The sequence below is a fragment of the Amycolatopsis sp. Hca4 genome (genome assembly GCF_013364075.1).
Taxonomy (GTDB): Bacteria; Actinomycetota; Actinomycetes; order Mycobacteriales; family Pseudonocardiaceae; genus Amycolatopsis.
Genome location: NZ_CP054925.1, coordinates 4,541,436 through 4,557,427, shown reverse-complemented (window position 1 = coordinate 4,557,427; position 15,992 = coordinate 4,541,436). Strand labels below are relative to the sequence as shown.

Genomic DNA, 15,992 nt, shown 5'->3' with positions numbered 1-15,992 from the left:
TCGGCCCTTGGCCCGCGCCGGAGCCCGGCGGACGGTGAGGGACAGCCATGATTCCAGGAGTTCGGAGCCGTCCATGAAGACCGGTGTCATGCCCGTCGGGCACCTCAGCGAGAGCCAGATGCGATCCGTGCTTCTCGCGGCCACGGCTCCGCCGCCGCTGCGCCGCGGGCGGCCGTGGCGGTTCCAGTGCACGCCGGACGCCGTCGAGCTGTACGCGGATTCGCTCTCCACCGGTACCGACAGCGACCGGCGGGAACGCATGCTGGACTGCGGGGCCGCTCTGCTGAACCTCCGGCTGGCGATCAAGGCGCAGAGCAGCCACGCCGATACGCGCCTGTTCCCCACCGCGGACCGGCCCGACCTGCTCGCCGTCGTGCGGCCGAACGGCTACGAGACGATCGCCCCGGTGGACCGGGAGCTCGTGGCGGCCATCGCCGGACGGCAGAGCAACCGCCGCCCGTTCACCGCCGCCGTCGTCCCCGACGCGGTGCAGCGCCAGCTCCGGCGGGCGGCCGAGGTGGAACGCGCCTGGCTGGCCACCATCACCGACGACCAGGTGCCCCAGCTGCGCGACATCATGCACCGCACGGAACTCCCGCCGGCCACGCCCGGCCCCGGTGGTGGGAGCGACCTCGACATCGAGCCCGGTCGGCTGGTCGTGGTGATCGGCTCGCTGCACGACACCGCTCTCGGCCGGCTCCAGGCCGGTCAAGCCCTGCAGCGGGTTCTGCTCACGGCCGCCGCCGCAGGGCTTTCGGCGGCGCTCTCCTCGCAGGTGATGGCCGTACCGGCGGCCCGGCGTGAACTGCGGCAGCTGCTCGGCGGCGGGCTCTGGCCGCAGGTCATGCTGCGGCTCGGCCACGGCACCGCCGTTGCGTCCCCCACCCAGACACAGCTCGAAGACGTCGTGATCAGCGACGAGCACCCGTTCGGCCGTTAACCGCCCGGCCGCCGTTGCGCGCCGTGGATCCCGGTGACCAGGACCGCCGCCTGGGACCGGCGCTCCAGCCCGAGTTTCGCCAGCAGGCGGGACACGTAGTTCTTGACGGTCTTCTCGGCCAGGAACATCCGCTCGGCGATCTGCCGGTTCGTCAGGCTTTCCCCGAGCAGGTCCAGCAGCACCAGCTCCTGCTCGCTCAGCCCCGCCAGCGGACCCGGTTCCCCGGTCTTCGCGCGCAGCTCGGCCACCAGCGCGGCGACCGCCCGCCCGTCCAGCAGGGTCTCACCCGACCCCACCCGGCGGATCGCGTCGACCAGCTGCAGCCCCTTCACGTCCTTGATCACATAACCTTCGGCACCGGCCAGGACCGCGTCGACCATCGAATCCGCGTCGGTGAAGGACGTCAGCATCACGCATCGCAGGCCGGGCAGCGCCGCGCGCAGGTCGCGGCACAGCTGCACGCCGCTGCCGTCGGGGAGCCGGACGTCCAGCACCGCCACGTCCGGGCGCAGCGCGGGCACCCTGGCCAGCGCTTCGGCCATCGACGAAGCCTGCCCGACGACGCTCAGGTCGGGTTCGTCCCCGACGAGTTCGGCGACGCCGCGCCGCACGAGTTCGTGGTCGTCGACCAGGAAGACCGTGATGACGGGCAGAGCGCGCTGCGAGCTGTCATCCACCACCCCAGGCTACGCCCGCCACGCCGAACGGCACCCGAACAGAGGCCCCGCGACTCTAGGCCGCGTGGCGCGGGCGGACCACGCTGGAGGAATGACACAGATCCAGCACCGGCCCGACCACCACCTCAAGACGGCCGTCACCGACGAACTCGCCTGGACTCCCAGTGTCAACGCCGAAGCAATCGCCGTGAGCGTCGATGGCGGTGCCGCGACGCTGGCCGGGCACGTCGGCACCTATCCCGAGAAGGAAGCGGCCCTGCGCGCCGCGACCCGGGTGCACGGCGTGACCACGACCGTGGACCGGATCCTCGTCCGGCACGGCCACGCGATTCCGGCCGACGTGGACCTCGCCCGCGAAGCCATGGCCGTGTTCGACCGCCGCACGGTGCTCGTGCCGAAGAATTCGGTGCAGGTCGACGTGCGCGACCAGGTGATCACCCTGCGCGGGTCAGTGGACTGGAACCACGAGCGCGAAGCCGCCCGCCGGGCCGTGGCCGCGCTCCCCGGGGTCAGCGGCGTGCGGAACCTGATCACGCTGCGGCCCGCGCCGGGAGCCACCGCGGCCGAGACCAAAGCACAGATCCTCGCGGCGCTGGCCCGGCACGCGCCCGGGTCCGCCCAAGACGTCGAGGTCGCCGTCGACGACGGCCAGGTCACCCTGACCGGCGCCGTCCCCACCCCGGCCGAACGCCGGTCGGCCGAGCAGACCGCGTGGTTCGCCCCCGGCGTGACCGCGGTCGACAACCAGGTGCAGCTCACCGGCTGAGCCTCCGCCCCGGCACGAGCCGCGACCTCTGGAGCACCATGAACGTTTTCGTGATCATCGTCATCGCCGCCGCGTTGCTGCTTCTCCTGGCGTCCGCGGTGCGGATCGTCAAGCAGTACGAACAGGGGGTCCTGTTCCGGCTCGGCCGGGTGGTGGGCGTGCGCGAGCCGGGGTTGCGGCTGATCATCCCGGTCGTCGACGTCCTGCGCCGGGTGCCGTTGCGGATCATCACGATGCCGATCCAGTCCCAGGGCATCATCACCCGTGACAACGTGAGCGTGGACGTGTCCGCGGTCGCCTACTTCCGGGTGCGGGACGCGGTGAAGTCGGTCGTCGCGATCGAGAACGTCTACGCCGCGATCGACCAGATCGCCCAGACGACGCTGCGGAAGGTCGTCGGGCAGCACACGCTGGACGAGACGCTGTCGGAGACCGACAGCATCAACGTCGACATCCGCCGGATCCTGGACGTCACCACGCTCGACTGGGGCGTGGAAGTGACTTTGGTGGAACTGAAGGACATCCAGCTGCCCGACACGATGAAACGGGCGATGGCCCGGCAGGCCGAAGCGGAACGCGAAAAGCGCGCCAAGATCATCAGTGCCGAAGGCGAATCCCTCGCCGCCGCCGCACTCGGCGACGCGTCGGACACGATGATGGCGCACCCGCTCGCGTTGCAGCTGCGCAATCTGCAGAGCCTGGTGGAGATCGGCGTGGACAAGAACACCACCGTCGTGTTCCCCGCCCCGCTGATGAGCACCATCGGCGAACTCGGCTCGTTCCTGGCCCGCGAGAGCGCCGCCGCGGCCCAGCCGAAACCGGCCGCCACCGCCGCGATCGTGCCGCCGCCCGCGGCCGTGAACGGCACCAGGGCCGACGAGCGCTGACCGCCGCCGGCCCCCGGGACTCCGCAGTGTTCTGTGCGAAAAGGACAGAGCACTGTGGACCCGGGTCGCGCACCGGATCCGTGAGGAGACATCATGACCACCGCCACCCCGCCGGTACGAGTCCTGCTCCCGGACGGCGAAGCCGCCTGGGTGCGCAAGCTGGAAGCCGGGGATGCCGCCGCGGTCCTCGCGCTGCGGGCCCGGCTTTCCGGGCGCGATCGGCACGTGCGGTTCTTCGGTCTCGGCGTGGCCGGGCTGGCCGAGCTCTCGACGCAGCTGTCCCACAGCTCCGGCGTCGGGCACACCGCCGTGGGCTGCTTCGTGCACTCCCGGCTGGCCGGTGTCGCCCGCTACGACATCCTGGCCGACCCGGCCGAAGCGGCGGTCGCGCTGGTGGTCGACGGCCACGGCCCGGCCCTCGGCGTGGCGGCCCTGCTGCTCGAACAGCTCGTCGTCTCGGCCGAACACGAAGGCGTGCGGATGCTCGTCGCCGACACCGGCGCGGAGAACGCGAAAATGCTCGGCGTTTTCGCGGCGCTGGGCATTCCGTTCCGGCCGGGACTGCAGCGCGAACAGCCCGCTGCCGCGGAACGAAACGCCCCTTCCCCGGAGTAGAATGGACATTGTCCGAGAGCATTTCGTACGCTGGCGATCAAGCCCGCGTCGTTCTCGGCCCCAAGTCCGGCCGGTGTCTTCCGGCCGGGGACGGGAGCACCGGCATGAAGTCGGTCCCGCACACCACCCACGCCATGCGCGTCGCCCAGGCGGCCGAAGAACTCCGCCACCACGCGCCGCGGCTGCGGCTCAAGCCGGAAGCACCCGCCACCGGCTGGGTCGACGGCGCCTGGTGGCCCCGCTCCCTGGACCTGACCGCCGAACTGCCGTCGCTGCTCCCGGCACTGACCGCCCGGCTGGACCGGATCGAACGGGTCACCTACCACCTCGCGGCCTGGCCGCCCACCCCACGCCGGCTGCGTTCCGGTGACGAGCACGGCGACGTCCGGCTCGAAGGCTTCCGGTCGCCGCACGCCGCCACCCTGACCGTGATCGGCCCGCGGCACCGGCTGACGCTGCTGGTGATCCCGCCGGACGCCGATCCGGACCTCGCGCACCACGCGCTGCTGACCGCGGCGCGCCGGGGCAATGACGACACCGTCGACACGCTGCTCGCCGCCCTTGACGAGGACACAGCGGTGCAGCGCTGGGAGGTCGAAGGCGGCCGGCTCCCCGCCCAAGCGGGACCTGCCGGCGCGTAGCCGTCCTCCGTCGCTTCGCCGCCGGATCCGGGCGGCGGGGCGTCGAGGCGGGCGTGCAGGTGTACCCGGATCCCGTCCGGGGTGCAGGCAGGCCCGCCGTCGTTCCCGGCGCGATCACCACCCCGGTCGCGGCGACCCCGCCGAGCCTGCCGCCGGCCACCTGTCAGTCCACTATGGACGTCACCGCGGGACCTCGGTCGGCAGGCGGGGTTCGCGGTGCAGCAGTTCGAGCGCGTCGGTGTCGGCGACCGCCGGGAACTTCCGGTAGCTGTTGCGGACCGCGTGCAGCCAGGGCAGCGGGTGCAGGCAGACGAACTGGTCGACCTCTCGGGCGAGCCGGTCGAGAACCGGTGCCTGCGCGACCGGGACGGCCAGCACGATCCGGCGCACCTGGCGGGCGCGCAGGACGCGGATCGCCGTGTGCGCGGTCGTGCCGGTGGCGGCGCCGTCGTCGGCGAGTACCACCGTCCGGCCCGCGATCGGCACCGGCGCGACGTCGCGCCGGTAGACGGCGACCTGCCTGGCCAGACTGCCCCGCGCCTGATCGGCGAGCCGGGTGAGCTCGTCCGCCGAGATGTCGAACCGGCGGATGGCGCCGTGGTCCCAGACGACCAGGCCGCCCTCCCCGACGGCACCGAGCAGCACCGGTGGCGGCCCGGCGGCCTCGATCCGGGCGGTGAGCAGGATGTCCAGCGGCGCCCCGAGGACGTCGGCGATCTCGGCGGCGACCACGAGCCCGCCCTCGGACAGGCCGAGGACCACTGCCCGGTCGCCGCGCAGCGGGCGCAGGCGGAGGGCCAGTCGTTCGCCCGCCTCCCGGCGATCACGGAACCGCATGGGGCACTCCTGCCATCGGAAGCCGGTTGGCCGTCTGCCAGCATGACCGCACCGTGACCGCGGGCGGGAGGGCCGTTGGTCACCACCAGCGGACCGTTCGGCACCTTTGCTCGACAGTCCACAAGGATTTCTCAGCGTGGGTGGCGCACCGTCGACGGCGTCAGCACGACCGCGGGCGCGAGGGTGCGGTCGGCCAGGGCACGGGCCACGTCGCTGAGCCGGCGGTTGTTCCGCCGGGCATAGCCGCGCAAGGCCGTGAACGCCGCGTCCATGCTCAGTTGGCCGCTGACAGCGAGCACGCCCTTGGCCTGCTCGATGATCACCCGGCTGTTCAACGCGGTCTGCAGCTGCTCGGAGAGGAGCTCGCCCTGGCGGAAGGCTCGTTCGTGGAGGATGCCGATGGTCGCGGTGTCGGCCAGCCCCTGGGCCAGTGCCACGTCGTCCGCCGACAGCTCACCCGGGGAGTGCCCGAAGAGGTTCAGCGCGCCGATCGTCTGCCGGCGCAGCCGCATCGGTATCGCGTGCACCGACGCGAACCCGTCCCTGGCCGCCTCGGCCGCGAACCGCGGCCACCGTGCCGCCTGTGCGGCGATGTCGGCCACCAGGACCGGGGTGCTGGTGGTGAAGCACTCGACGCACGGGCCCTCGTCGATGTCGAGCTGGAACAGCTCCAGCAGCCGTGCCTGTTCGGTGGACGACGCCAGCACCTGCAGCCCGCCCCGCTCGTCGGCCAGGGTCAGCCCGGCCGCCGCGACATCGAGCAGCTCCACGCACTGCACCACCAGGGTGTGCAGCAGGTCCGCGACGTCGTAGTCGTCGACCAGCGTGTCCGCGAGTGCGACGAACGCGCGCGTCACCTGTCGTTCACGGTCGGGCATGCCCACCATCTCCTGAATCGTCAGCTGCCTTCATGGTGATCCTCACCGGAACTCCTCGTCCAATCGCAGCCGCCCGGCGACGATGTCGGCCGCGACTTCCCGCAGCGAACGCCCGTGGCCGAACGCGTAGGCGCGCAACCGGGCCAGCGCGGCCGAGGCGGGCAGGTCCAGGTGCGCGATCAGCATCCCGGTGGCCTGGTGCACCTCCCGGAACCGCATCCCCGCGCCCTCCATCCACCGCCCGTCACCGTCGAGCCAGCGCTCGCCGCCGTCCCGCAGCCCCGACAAGGCGAGTGCGGCGATGTCGGCGACCTGCAACGCCGTCGACAGCTCGGCGGCATCGAGCGAGCCCGGTGTCGAGCGGTAGGTGTCGAGGGTCGCCACCCGGACCGCCCCGATCTGCACCGGGAACGTGAACAACGCGGCCACCGGCTGCGCCGCGGCCTCCGCGGCGAACACCGGCCACGCCGGCGGCGGTCCGGCAGCCAGATCGGGCACCAGGACCGGCCCGCCCGAGGTCTGGGCCTCGAAACACGGTCCTTCGCCGAGGGAAAACTGCAGCTCCGCCAGCGCCGTGCTCACCGCGTCACTGGCGTAGACGATCTCGCGGTGCCCGGTGCCGGCCACCACCGACACCGCCGCTCCGTTGACCGGCAGCAGACGCACGCACGCCCGGCAGACCCGGCCGACGACATCGACCCCGCTGCCGGGCCCAGCTTCACCCAGGGCGACCAGCACGCTCGCGCGCAGGTCCTCGACCTCAGCCACCGCGAACCCACCACCGGCGAGCTCCGCGTTCCGGCATCCGGTTCCTTCCGGGTCGGTGTTCGTGATCGCCACACCAACACGGACACCGAGCCCGGATCAGCACCGCTGCCGCGGCTGCGTGCACCGAGCGTACCCGGCCGGGTGCCCTGATGGCTTCACGTGGTCAAGGACGGCGCGGGATCGCTGCCGGCATGCCCCGCCCCGGCGAGGATGTCCTCGGCACTGGCCGTGGTGTCCGGGTCAGCAGCCGTCCGCAGGGTGGCGGTGGCATCGTCGCGTGCGGTGTCCGGCGCCACCACCAGCAGGATCAGGCGCCGCTGCTGCGTGCCGATGAGCGCGAGAGTGTCCGCCTGCATGGAGTGGAATCCTTCCAACCGGACGACACGGCCGTCCACCACGAGCTTGCGGTGGGCGATCTCCCAGCCGTCGTCCAGCGGGTAGCTGATCCGCTCGACCTCGCCCACCTGGTCGCGCACCGCGGCGAGGACGCCGGGGAACTCGACGCGGGCGTCGCGGGACCGCGGCCACCACGCGCCGTCGACGTACCCGCCGCCGGCGGCGGGTTTCAGCTGCAGGCGGACCTCGTCACCAACGGTGGTCACGACCGGCTCCGGTGCTGCTGGTCCGGGGTCTCGGCGAGCAGGCCGCGCTCCAGCCCGCCGAACCCGCGGGGTGCCGCGGAGTAGCCGGGGTTGAGCTTGCGAGCCAGGCGTTCCGGCTTGGGCCAGCGGACATCGGTGGCCCAGCCGAGCTTCTCGAAGAGCCAGATGAGGCGCGCGGACATGTCGAGCTGGCCGCGGCGGACGCCGTGGCGGGCGCCGGTCGGGTCGGCGTGGTGGGAGTTGTGCCACGACTCGCCCATCGAGGCGATGGCCAAGGGCCAGAAGTTCGCGGACTTGTCGCGAGCGGCGTAGGGCCGGTCACCGATCATGTGGCACAACGAGTTCACCGACCAGGTGACGTGGTGCAGCACGGCCACCCGGACGAGGCTCGCCCAGAAGAACGCGGTCAGCGCGCCCCACCAGGACATCGTCACCAGCCCGCCGATCAGTACCGGGCTGAGCAGGGTGAGTACGGTCAGTGCCGGGAACCAGCGGTCGATCCGGGCGATGTCGCGATCGGCGAGCAGGTCGGGGGCGAACCGCTGCGCGTTGGTCTTCTCCCGGTCGAACAGCCAGCCCATGTGAGCGTGCCAGAAACCCTTCGCGAGCGCGGCGGCCGAAGTACCGTAACGCCACGGGGAATGCGGATCACCCTCGCGGTCGGCGAAGGCGTGGTGGCGGCGGTGGTCGGCGACCCAGCCGATCACCGGGCCCTGCATGGCCATGCTGCCGGTGACGGCGAGCGCGATCCGCAGGCCACGGTGGGCCTTGAAGGCGCCGTGGGTGAAGTAGCGGTGGAAGCCGATGGTGACTCCCAGGCCGGTCAGGAAGTAGAACCCGATGGCCAGGGCGACGTCGGTCCAGCCGAGGCCCCAGCCCCACGCGAACGGCACCGCGGCGGCCAGCGCCAGCAGCGGCACGACCGCGAACAGCTTGACCAGGAAGGTTTCGGTGCCGGACTTTTCGCCCGCGAGCATCGGCTCCGCGGTGTTGGGTGGCCGTTGCAGCGTTTGTGTCATGTCGATCGCTTCTTTCCTTGACGTACCTGTCCGCCAGGGTCTTGGGCGATCAAGTTCCGGGTAGCTCGCTGACGGCGGCCTGAACCGGGGGATGGTGGAGGTTGCCGGAACATACTGTCCGCTGCATGAGCGGGAGCAACCGATACTCAAAACGCACGAGCCGCCGGAATCGTTCCCGTACAGGTGCCCTTTCGCAGGCCGACCGGCCCGGGCCCATCCGGCACGCCGGCCGGCGGCCCTCTAGCGTGGCGGTCATGGAACACCCCGAACCCGACGCCCGAACGCTCGAGCGCGCCCTCGGCGCGTACGTGCGGGCGGTGGCTGCCGCGGTCGGTGTCCCGGCCGAAGGCACCACGGTGGAGATCAGCGACACCGCCACCGCCTACCTCGGGCTGCCGCGGCGGTGGCCCGGCCGGCCCGGTCACGACGTCATGCTGGTCTGGAACGAACGCCGGGGGTGGTCCCTCGCGGTGGAAACCGACCCCGGCGCGGCCGCGGTCGTCCTCGCGCACCACGGCGACGACCTCGTCCCCGCCCCGGACGCGGTGGCCCGGTTCGTCGCCGACACCGCCGCCGGGTGTCACCCGGACCAGCCGCCTGCCGGACCGGCCGCCGACGTGTCCCGCCGGGTGCTGGCCGAGCGGCTGCGGCCCTACCTCGGCGACGCCCCGAACGGCTGACCGCGGTCCGGCTCCCGTGGTTCTTCACCGGCCCGCGGGGGGGCATCCGCCCGGCGGTATGCTCGGGAAACAGCGCCCAGACCCCGCTCTCACCCCGACCGGCCTCGTGCCCGGTCATCGCCAGGAGCAGGTTCTTCATGAATTCCCCTCAGCACCACGCGCTGATCCGCAGAGCTGCCCCGGGGCTTCTCCGGTCCCGTACGGGCTCCGCGTCGCGGCCGCGGTCTCGTGGCGCCTGCTGGTCGTGGCGGCGGCCCTGACCGTCCTCGGCTTCGTGGCCACCCGGTTGGCCTCGGTGGTCGTCCCGGTCGCGGTGGCACTGCTGCTCGCCGGGCTGTTCTCGCCCGCCGTCACCTGGCTCGCGGCCAGGAGGGTCCCGCGCGCACTGGCCACCGCGATCGTGCTGATCGTGGGCATCGCGCTGGCCGGCGGGGTCGTGACGTTCGTCGTCATCACCGTCACCGTGGGCATGCCCGCGCTGATCGACCAGGTCACCGTGAGCCTGACCGACCTGCACACCTGGCTGCGCACCGGCCCTCTGCACTTCAGCCAGGGCCAGCTCGACCAAGCGCTCGGCAATCTGACCGCCATGCTCGGCCGGAACAAGTCCGTGATCGCCTCGGGCGCCCTCACCACCGCGGTCACCGTCGGGGAACTGCTCGCCGAAGCCCTGCTCACGGTGTTCTGCCTGATTTTCTTCCTCGCCCAGGGAAATCCGATCTGGGCGTTCCTCATCCGGGGCGTGCCCGCCCGCCTGCGGGAGCGCGTCGACATCGCCGGGCGCAGCGGGTTCACCACCCTGGCCCACTACGTCCGCGGCACCGCCGCCGTCGCGTTCGTCGACGCCGCCGGCATCGGCCTCGGCCTGATGATCCTCGGGGTCCCCTTGGCGGCTCCGCTGAGCACGCTCGTCTTCCTCGGCGCGTTCGTCCCCGTCATCGGCTCGGTGATCGCCGGCGGGATCGCCGTCCTCGTGGCCCTGGTGGCCAACGGCGTCTGGACGGCCGTCATCGTGCTCGCCGTCGTCGTCGGTGTGATGCAGGTGGAAAGCCATGTCCTGCAACCACTGCTGCTCGGGCGGGCCGTCCGGCTGCACCCCTTGGCCGTCGTTCTCGCCCTCGCCATCGGGCTCGTCACCGCCGGGATCGTCGGCGCCCTGCTGGCCGTCCCGCTGCTCGCCGTCTTCAGCTCGGGCGTGCGCAGCCTGACCACCCGGCCGGAGAACGACCCGCCTGCGGGAACCGCTCATCCTGCCGATCCGGACGACCGCGCCCCGGACCCGGCGACCGATGACGTGCACGCCGGGCCTGAGGTCTGTTGAGGACAGTCAGGAGCCGGCGGCTCGTCCGGCTCCACGAAACCTTGGTCATCCACACCTCGTGCGCGGCGAAAGGTTCCTTCGGCCCCCCGGCAGATGACGTGTGACCCTGGGCAGTCGTGGCCCGGACGAGCAAGGTGGTGGCTACCGGAACGCCACTTCGCGCTCATCCGGGCCGGCCGTCGAAGGGGACAACCACGCATGCTGATCCAGATCGGCACGGACCAGGCCGTGCACGGCGACGAGGCGCTGATCCGGCACTTCGAGGTGGAGCTCGCCACCAGGCTGTCGCGGTTCAGCGACCACATCACGCGGCTGGAAGCCCACTTCAGCGAGGAAACCGCCGACGACGGGCAGGACCGGTGCTGCGTGCTCGAAGCCCGGCCGGCCGGGCGGCGGACGGTGGCCGTCAGCCATCACGCGGGTTCGGTCGGCGAGGCGTGCCGGGGTGCGGTGCACAAACTCGAGAGCGTGCTCGAGAGCATGTACGGCCGGACGGATCACCGCAAGGGCGGGGACTCCATCCGGCACCAGGACGGGCACGCCGGCTCGTGACCGTCCTCAGCGGGCTCGGTGCGCCGCGCTCCGGGGACCTTCGCAACCGGGTCACCGGCCCGGCCGCGCAACCCGGGAAACCGTTGCCGTTGCCGTCATCCGTCTCCTTCGATCGGCCACGCCACGGGGCTTCGCCCCTCGCCGGCGACGGTCCGGTTCCGGCCTCAAGCGCCGGAGCGCGGTGGGTGGGCGTCGAGGATGTCGGTGGCTCGCACCAGGCCGGCCGGTGCATCGGCGGCGGCCCCCTGCGGGCGGACGGGCACCCAGGTCGTGCTGGTGTGTTCGTCGCGCAGGCTGTGCCCGGCGATGGTCCCGAAATGCTCACGCCACACCGGGGCCGCGCACGGCGGCCCGATCCGGCGCACGCGGCTGCGGTAGCGGACGAGCCAGCCGGGTGGGTAGCCACCGCCGTGGCGAGTGGGCCAGTCCCGGTACGCGGGCCCGGCCGGTGGCCAATCGGTCTGTTCGTCGTCCACCGGCGCCGCCTTCGCTCACGGTGCACTCGGAGTGCACGTCATCGATCGCCGGGGTCCGGGGCGCGGTCATCCAGCTTAGGCGGAGAAGCGCCGGGCGTGGTTCGCCCGGGCGAGTGGTTCGCCGGCCGGGGTGGCCGGGCCGGCACGGGCGTAAGGTAGCGGTATCGCCCCGGACCTCGGCGTGTCCCCTGGAGCCGGCCCGAAGCCGGAAGTTCGAGCGAATCCCGGCTGCTCATCGGTCCCGCGCCCGGATGGTCAGCACCGGCAGAAGGAGATCCGGCATGTCGTCCCTCGATCTCGAAACCGGCGCCGCAGCCGCGGAAACCGGCGATCCGGCCGCGACCGCCTGCGCGGTGTGCCCCCATTCCCCGGAATCGCATGATGTGATCGCGCGCCGGTTCTGCACGGCGACGCAGGCGGGCGGGTTCCACCGCGGATGCGTGTGCGCTGGTGCATCGGACGCCCCGGTGACCACGGCGATGCGGGTCGCGAAGTGAAGGGCTCGTCATGAACGCCTTCGGGGAACCCGCAGGCCGGTTCGTCCGGCCGTCGTCGCGGAAGGAGCGCCGGGCATGACTTTTGCGCCGGACGACGCCGCGGGTCCCGTTGTCGGTTCTCCGGCCCTCGACCGGCGGCTGCGGCTGAAACCGCCGGGTGCGGTCAAGGGCTGCTTCGACGGCGCCTGGTGGCCGCGCTCGCGAGAGCCGGTGGCGGAATTCAGCGCCCTGGTCACCGCGCTCGCCGTGGATTCGGGCCCGGTGGACCGGATCGGCTTCAACCCGGCGATGTGGGATCTGCCCCCCGGGAAGCTCGCGCTCGAATCCGGTTTCGTGGAGCTGGCGGGGTTCTCCGGCCTGGACCGGTACACGATCGTCGTCATCGGACCGCGCATCCGCCGGCTGACCCTGCTGGTGGTGCCACCCGACGCCGCTGCCCCCGCGGCGGAGCGAGCGCTGGCAGCGGCCACCGCGCCGGACGCGAGCGGCTCCGCCGTGCTGATCCTGACCGCCAGCGGCATCCTCGGCCCGGCTTGAGGAGGAACCGGCCGCGGTGGGCGCCGGTTCCGTGTCACGGATGCCGGCTCTCACCTGTCGGAGGGCATCGCGAAGCCGGTGGTTCCCCGGCCGGCGGTGCCGTCACGGCGATGACGTCCTGGACGTCCACCCAGCGCACCGCGGCCGTGTCCCCGCCGTCGGCGATGACCGGGACACGGCCTCCCCCTGGGTCCGACTCGGGCGGCCCGACCAGGGTGCCGGTCCGCGGCGAGTGTGGATCCGTCCCGGCGTAGGTGACGCGCCAGTTGCCGACGCTGAACGCGATCTGCCGCCGAGGCGGGAAGGGCAAGCCGGGGCCCGCCGTCGCGCTGGGGCCCGGCTGCCCGGAGGTCATCGTCTGCTCCTCGGCCGTGGGAGTGGTTCCACGGGTTACGTGGAACCGCGGGCACGCCGGGGTCCGGGGCGGTCCGGTCAGCCTAGGCGTTGTCCACTGTTCACCGGCCGGGAATCCCCCGGATGGGTCACCCGGGAGAAGCGGTGTTTCCGGTTCGCGCACCGGTCGCCGGCGCCGATCGGCCGTCGTGGACGGCGGCGGGGCGGGGCACCGGCGGCGAGCCGGGCCCGGCTGCCCCGGCGAGGGTCACCGTTGCCAGCTCCGCCACGAACGCGGCCGGCGAGCCGGCTCCCGCGAACAGCGCGCGTTGGCGCGCTGCGCCGGTTCGGCCCGCCCGCACCGCGGCGAGCTGCCGGTCGATCGCCGCGAGGTCCCCGGTGGCCCGCAGGGCCGGCCGTACGTACTCCAGGAGCCGGTCGGTGAGTACCTCCTGCGGGAGGAATTCGCCGGTGAAGGGGTCGATGCCGAGGCCGGGGTAACCCGCACGGGCCGCGGCGGTGAGCGACGCGGCCACCAGCGGAGCCCGGACGGGCCGCGGTGCGACGCCCGCCCGGGCCTCCGCGAGGATCGTGACGGCCAGGGCGCGGACCAGTCCCGCCTGCAGCACGGCGTCCTCGGCGGTCAGCCCGACGTCCGCGATGCGGACCTCGACCGTCGGGTGGTTCGGGGAGAGCCGGGCGTAGAAGTAGACGCCTTGGTCGTCCAACGCATCACCACGGCGAACCACGTCGTCGATGGTCGCGGCGTAGGCGGCCGCGTCCGGCCAGTCCCGCGGGGGCTTCGCGGTCGGCCAGAGCGACCACCGCGGGTACCGCCCGCTGGCCCACCCGGAGTCCACGTCGTGGGCGAAAGGTGAGTTCGCGCTGATCGCGAGGAGCGGGGCAAGCCAAGGACGCAGCCCGGCCAGGACCCGGACGCCGAGCGCCGGGGAGGAGATACCGACGTGCACGTGGCAGGCGCACGTGCCCGCTTCCGGGAGGAGAGCGGGGAATCGGCCGGCCAGCGCGCGGTACCGCGGTTCGGCGGTGACAGCGGGCAGGCCCGGTAGGTCGCCGCACGGCGGTGTGCCGGACGCCAGCAGCAGGCACCCGGCGTCGGCGGCCGCGCCGGCCACGAGGCCGCGCAAACCGAGCAGCTCCGTCCGGAGCTCGTCGAGGCCGGTGTGGATGCCGGTGGCGGTTTCGATCTGGAAGCGCAGGAACTCCGGCATCACCGCGGATTCACCGTCGAGCAGTTCCAGGATGCGGGGCGCCGCGAGCGCCACCGCGCCGGTCACGGGGTCCGCGAGGACGAATTCCTCCTCTACGCCGAAGGTGAGTGCGTCACCCTCCGGCAGCAAAAGTCGCGCGTCCACGGCCCGGCTCCGTCCTTCGGTCGGACTGCCGAGCCTCGCCGGTCCGGCTCCGCCGGAGAAAGGGCCGCTGGTCACCGATCGGGCAGCTTTCGGCCCTTCCGCCGGGTACCAGGCGAACGGCATGCGCGTGACCGCCGGGCCGCCGACGCCGGCTGGCCTGCCGAGCCGCCGGTGAGGGCTTACCCTGTGGGTACCGCGCCGGGAGGGCCGAGACCACGCGCTCGCGACGATCGCCGATCGACAGCTGGCCGTGTTCCGCGCCGCGGAGGTCAGCGTAGGAGCTGATCGTGAACCACTCCGAATCTGGCCATGGCCTCAGACCACACTCGAGTACCTCTGTTTCCCGGCCGCTGCTGCGGCTCGCGTCGATGCGCCGGGGAGACGTCCTCGTGCTCACCGCGGCCGGCGAAATCGACCTGTCCACCACCCCCGACCTGAGTGAATCGCTGGCCGGCGCCATCGCTCAGCGGCCACCGACGCTCGTCGTGGACCTCACTCCGACCACGTTCCTCGCCTGCGCCGGCCTGTCGGTCCTCCTCGCGGCGCATCAGCTGACGGGTGATCGGACTCGCTTCGCCGTGGTCGCCGGCTCACGGGCCTCGTGGCGGCCGATCCACCTCACCGGGGTGGACCGGCTCCTGACCGTGCACCGCCGCCTGGACGACGCGGTGGCCGGCGCCGCCCCGATGGTCGTGCGGACGGTCGTCGCGGATGCGACGATCCTGGTCACCGCCACCGGCGGGGCGCGGGCCGGTGCGGCCGAGGCGCTGACCGAAAAACTGCGGCAGGCGTCCGAACTCTGCCGCGGCGTCGTCCTGGTCGACGTGTCGGCCTGCACGCTCCCGGCCGTGGACGTCGTCGGCAGCGTGCGGGCCGCCTTCACCCGGGACGGCCGGGACCGGGGTGGTATCCGGGTCCTGAACGCCGACGAGGACCTGAGGAAGGCACTGGAGACCGCGGGTATCGCCTGCTGCGTCCCAGCCGGGCGGGGCCGGTGACCGGGGCGGAGGACCGCCACCCCGTCGAACCTCCGTGGGTCCGCGGCGCCGAGGTCGGCGACGTGGATCGCATCCTGGAGATGGTGTACTTCCTCGCGCGCCGCACCGGCCGGTCGCCCGGTGCCGCCGCTCGGCTGTGCACCCGCCTGGTCCCCGAACTGGTGGTCTCGTCCGCCGGCGCGCCGGATTCCCCCGGTCACCGCCTGGCCGCGGCGCGGCGTGGCCGGGTCGCCGTGGCGACCGCCGTGCGGGCCCGCAGCCGTCGGTGTGACCCGGCGGTGTTCGACGACGCCCTGGCCGACGCCGTGGCGCGGGACGAACTGGTGCTCCTGCCCCCTCGCCAGCGCTTCACCGTCTGGTCGGTGGCGGTCCGGCACCGGCCGATCGCCGAGGTCGCCGCGGAGACGGGCTGGTCCCGGTCCCAGGTCGTGCGCCTGCTCAACGCCGGGCTGGCCACCATCACCGAGTGGGGCCGGAAGTCCGTCCCGAGCGCTTGAGACGCCGGTCGGCCTGGTTTGATCAGCGGCGCGGCCGGGAATCCGGATCGGGTATCGAGTGGCCGCCCCAGTCCCCGGCGCCCGCAGGACTCGGG

At 72.8% G+C, this 15,992-nt stretch carries 21 protein-coding genes; 12 read left to right on the top strand and 9 right to left on the bottom strand.

The window, feature by feature from the left end; all coding sequences use genetic code 11:
* Positions 1-73: 73 nt before the first annotated feature.
* Positions 74-940, top strand: coding sequence for a hypothetical protein (locus HUT10_RS19925; RefSeq protein WP_254896943.1), 867 nt, complete (start codon positions 74-76; stop codon positions 938-940).
* Here the strand turns inward: HUT10_RS19925 and HUT10_RS19920 are convergent.
* Positions 937-1,617 carry a response regulator transcription factor gene (locus tag HUT10_RS19920; RefSeq protein ID WP_091320291.1) on the bottom strand — a complete coding sequence of 227 codons (681 nt, stop codon included), beginning with the start codon at positions 1,615-1,617 and terminating at the stop codon, positions 937-939. The genes HUT10_RS19925 and HUT10_RS19920 overlap by 4 nt on opposite strands.
* 91 nt (positions 1,618-1,708) lie before the next feature.
* Between HUT10_RS19920 and HUT10_RS19915 the strand changes: the two genes are divergently transcribed.
* The 4 genes from HUT10_RS19915 (at position 1,709) to HUT10_RS19900 (ending at position 4,526) form a co-directional block, all read left to right on the top strand.
* Positions 1,709-2,383, top strand: a complete 675-nt coding sequence (locus tag HUT10_RS19915; protein ID WP_091315900.1) for a BON domain-containing protein — start codon at positions 1,709-1,711, stop codon at positions 2,381-2,383.
* 38 nt (positions 2,384-2,421) lie between these two features.
* Positions 2,422-3,270: a slipin family protein gene (locus tag HUT10_RS19910; RefSeq protein ID WP_091315897.1), complete on the top strand. Its 849-nt coding sequence runs from the start codon at positions 2,422-2,424 to the stop codon at positions 3,268-3,270.
* Positions 3,271-3,363: 93 nt separating this feature from the next.
* Positions 3,364-3,885 carry a GNAT family N-acetyltransferase gene (locus tag HUT10_RS19905; RefSeq protein WP_091315895.1) on the top strand — a complete coding sequence of 174 codons (522 nt, stop codon included), beginning with the start codon at positions 3,364-3,366 and terminating at the stop codon, positions 3,883-3,885.
* A gap of 104 nt (positions 3,886-3,989) precedes the next feature.
* Positions 3,990-4,526, top strand: a complete 537-nt coding sequence (locus tag HUT10_RS19900) for a DUF5994 family protein (protein WP_254896942.1) — start codon at positions 3,990-3,992, stop codon at positions 4,524-4,526.
* A 180-nt stretch (positions 4,527-4,706) separates the two neighbouring features.
* Here the strand turns inward: HUT10_RS19900 and HUT10_RS19895 are convergent, their stop codons facing one another.
* From HUT10_RS19895 to HUT10_RS19875, 5 genes are all read right to left on the bottom strand, one after another.
* Positions 4,707-5,363, bottom strand: coding sequence for a phosphoribosyltransferase (locus HUT10_RS19895; protein ID WP_091315894.1), 657 nt, complete (start codon positions 5,361-5,363; stop codon positions 4,707-4,709).
* Between the two features lie 131 nt (positions 5,364-5,494).
* Positions 5,495-6,241: a GAF and ANTAR domain-containing protein gene (locus HUT10_RS19890; RefSeq protein ID WP_176172602.1), complete on the bottom strand. Its 747-nt coding sequence runs from the start codon at positions 6,239-6,241 to the stop codon at positions 5,495-5,497.
* A 42-nt stretch (positions 6,242-6,283) separates the two neighbouring features.
* Positions 6,284-7,009, bottom strand: coding sequence for a GAF domain-containing protein (locus HUT10_RS19885; RefSeq protein ID WP_176172601.1), 726 nt, complete (start codon positions 7,007-7,009; stop codon positions 6,284-6,286).
* 155 nt (positions 7,010-7,164) lie between these two features.
* Positions 7,165-7,611, bottom strand: coding sequence for a DUF5994 family protein (locus HUT10_RS19880; RefSeq protein WP_176172600.1), 447 nt, complete (start codon positions 7,609-7,611; stop codon positions 7,165-7,167).
* Entirely contained in the window at positions 7,608-8,630 is a 1,023-nt protein-coding gene (locus HUT10_RS19875) for an acyl-CoA desaturase (RefSeq protein ID WP_176172599.1), read from the bottom strand. The genes HUT10_RS19880 and HUT10_RS19875 overlap by 4 nt, the downstream gene beginning before the upstream one ends.
* Positions 8,631-8,884: 254 nt before the next feature.
* Between HUT10_RS19875 and HUT10_RS19870 the strand changes: the two genes are divergently transcribed.
* The 3 genes from HUT10_RS19870 to HUT10_RS19860 all read left to right on the top strand — a co-directional run bounded on the left by HUT10_RS19870 (position 8,885) and on the right by HUT10_RS19860 (position 11,183).
* A complete protein-coding gene (locus HUT10_RS19870) occupies positions 8,885-9,310 on the top strand; it encodes a DUF6292 family protein (protein WP_176172598.1) in 426 nt (141 codons plus the stop codon).
* Between the two features lie 244 nt (positions 9,311-9,554).
* Entirely contained in the window at positions 9,555-10,631 is a 1,077-nt protein-coding gene (locus HUT10_RS19865; protein ID WP_254896941.1) for an AI-2E family transporter, read from the top strand.
* Positions 10,632-10,829: 198 nt separating this feature from the next.
* A complete protein-coding gene (locus HUT10_RS19860; RefSeq protein WP_176172596.1) occupies positions 10,830-11,183 on the top strand; it encodes an HPF/RaiA family ribosome-associated protein in 354 nt (117 codons plus the stop codon).
* A 164-nt stretch (positions 11,184-11,347) separates the two neighbouring features.
* Here the strand turns inward: HUT10_RS19860 and HUT10_RS19855 are convergent, their stop codons facing one another.
* Positions 11,348-11,659 (bottom strand): hypothetical protein, encoded by a 312-nt coding sequence (locus tag HUT10_RS19855; protein WP_091315877.1) that lies wholly within the window; start codon positions 11,657-11,659, stop codon positions 11,348-11,350.
* Between the two features lie 281 nt (positions 11,660-11,940).
* Between HUT10_RS19855 and HUT10_RS19850 the strand changes: the two genes are divergently transcribed.
* Together HUT10_RS19850 and HUT10_RS19845 are read left to right on the top strand one after the other, a co-directional pair.
* Positions 11,941-12,156, top strand: a complete 216-nt coding sequence (locus HUT10_RS19850; protein WP_176169276.1) for an RGCVC family protein — start codon at positions 11,941-11,943, stop codon at positions 12,154-12,156.
* Between the two features lie 75 nt (positions 12,157-12,231).
* A complete protein-coding gene (locus HUT10_RS19845) occupies positions 12,232-12,693 on the top strand; it encodes a DUF5994 family protein (RefSeq protein WP_176172595.1) in 462 nt (153 codons plus the stop codon).
* Positions 12,694-12,727: 34 nt separating this feature from the next.
* Here HUT10_RS19845 and HUT10_RS19840 read toward each other — a convergent pair whose 3' ends face one another.
* Together HUT10_RS19840 and HUT10_RS19835 are read right to left on the bottom strand one after the other, a co-directional pair.
* Positions 12,728-13,048, bottom strand: a complete 321-nt coding sequence (locus tag HUT10_RS19840) for a hypothetical protein (RefSeq protein ID WP_176172594.1) — start codon at positions 13,046-13,048, stop codon at positions 12,728-12,730.
* A 127-nt stretch (positions 13,049-13,175) separates the two neighbouring features.
* Positions 13,176-14,402 (bottom strand): YbdK family carboxylate-amine ligase, encoded by a 1,227-nt coding sequence (locus tag HUT10_RS19835; RefSeq protein ID WP_176172593.1) that lies wholly within the window; start codon positions 14,400-14,402, stop codon positions 13,176-13,178.
* Positions 14,403-14,770: 368 nt separating this feature from the next.
* Between HUT10_RS19835 and HUT10_RS19830 the strand changes: the two genes are divergently transcribed.
* Entirely contained in the window at positions 14,771-15,400 is a 630-nt protein-coding gene (locus HUT10_RS19830) for an STAS domain-containing protein (protein WP_176172592.1), read from the top strand.
* A 62-nt stretch (positions 15,401-15,462) separates the two neighbouring features.
* On the top strand, positions 15,463-15,897 hold the full coding sequence (locus HUT10_RS19825; protein WP_143060751.1) for a hypothetical protein: 435 nt from the start codon (positions 15,463-15,465) through the stop codon (positions 15,895-15,897).
* The last annotated feature ends 95 nt before the right edge of the window (positions 15,898-15,992 follow it).

Coding starts and splice junctions, on each gene's coding strand:
- HUT10_RS19925 (WP_254896943.1), top strand. CDS start 74: ATGAAGACCGGTGTCATGCCCGTCGGGCACCTCAGCGAGAGCCAGATG.
- HUT10_RS19915 (WP_091315900.1), top strand. CDS start 1,709: ATGACACAGATCCAGCACCGGCCCGACCACCACCTCAAGACGGCCGTC.
- HUT10_RS19910 (WP_091315897.1), top strand. CDS start 2,422: ATGAACGTTTTCGTGATCATCGTCATCGCCGCCGCGTTGCTGCTTCTC.
- HUT10_RS19905 (WP_091315895.1), top strand. CDS start 3,364: ATGACCACCGCCACCCCGCCGGTACGAGTCCTGCTCCCGGACGGCGAA.
- HUT10_RS19900 (WP_254896942.1), top strand. CDS start 3,990: ATGAAGTCGGTCCCGCACACCACCCACGCCATGCGCGTCGCCCAGGCG.
- HUT10_RS19895 (WP_091315894.1), bottom strand. CDS start 5,363: ATGCGGTTCCGTGATCGCCGGGAGGCGGGCGAACGACTGGCCCTCCGC.
- HUT10_RS19890 (WP_176172602.1), bottom strand. CDS start 6,241: ATGCCCGACCGTGAACGACAGGTGACGCGCGCGTTCGTCGCACTCGCG.
- HUT10_RS19875 (WP_176172599.1), bottom strand. CDS start 8,630: ATGACACAAACGCTGCAACGGCCACCCAACACCGCGGAGCCGATGCTC.
- HUT10_RS19870 (WP_176172598.1), top strand. CDS start 8,885: ATGGAACACCCCGAACCCGACGCCCGAACGCTCGAGCGCGCCCTCGGC.
- HUT10_RS19860 (WP_176172596.1), top strand. CDS start 10,830: ATGCTGATCCAGATCGGCACGGACCAGGCCGTGCACGGCGACGAGGCG.
- HUT10_RS19850 (WP_176169276.1), top strand. CDS start 11,941: ATGTCGTCCCTCGATCTCGAAACCGGCGCCGCAGCCGCGGAAACCGGC.
- HUT10_RS19845 (WP_176172595.1), top strand. CDS start 12,232: ATGACTTTTGCGCCGGACGACGCCGCGGGTCCCGTTGTCGGTTCTCCG.
- HUT10_RS19840 (WP_176172594.1), bottom strand. CDS start 13,048: ATGACCTCCGGGCAGCCGGGCCCCAGCGCGACGGCGGGCCCCGGCTTG.
- HUT10_RS19830 (WP_176172592.1), top strand. CDS start 14,771: ATGCGCCGGGGAGACGTCCTCGTGCTCACCGCGGCCGGCGAAATCGAC.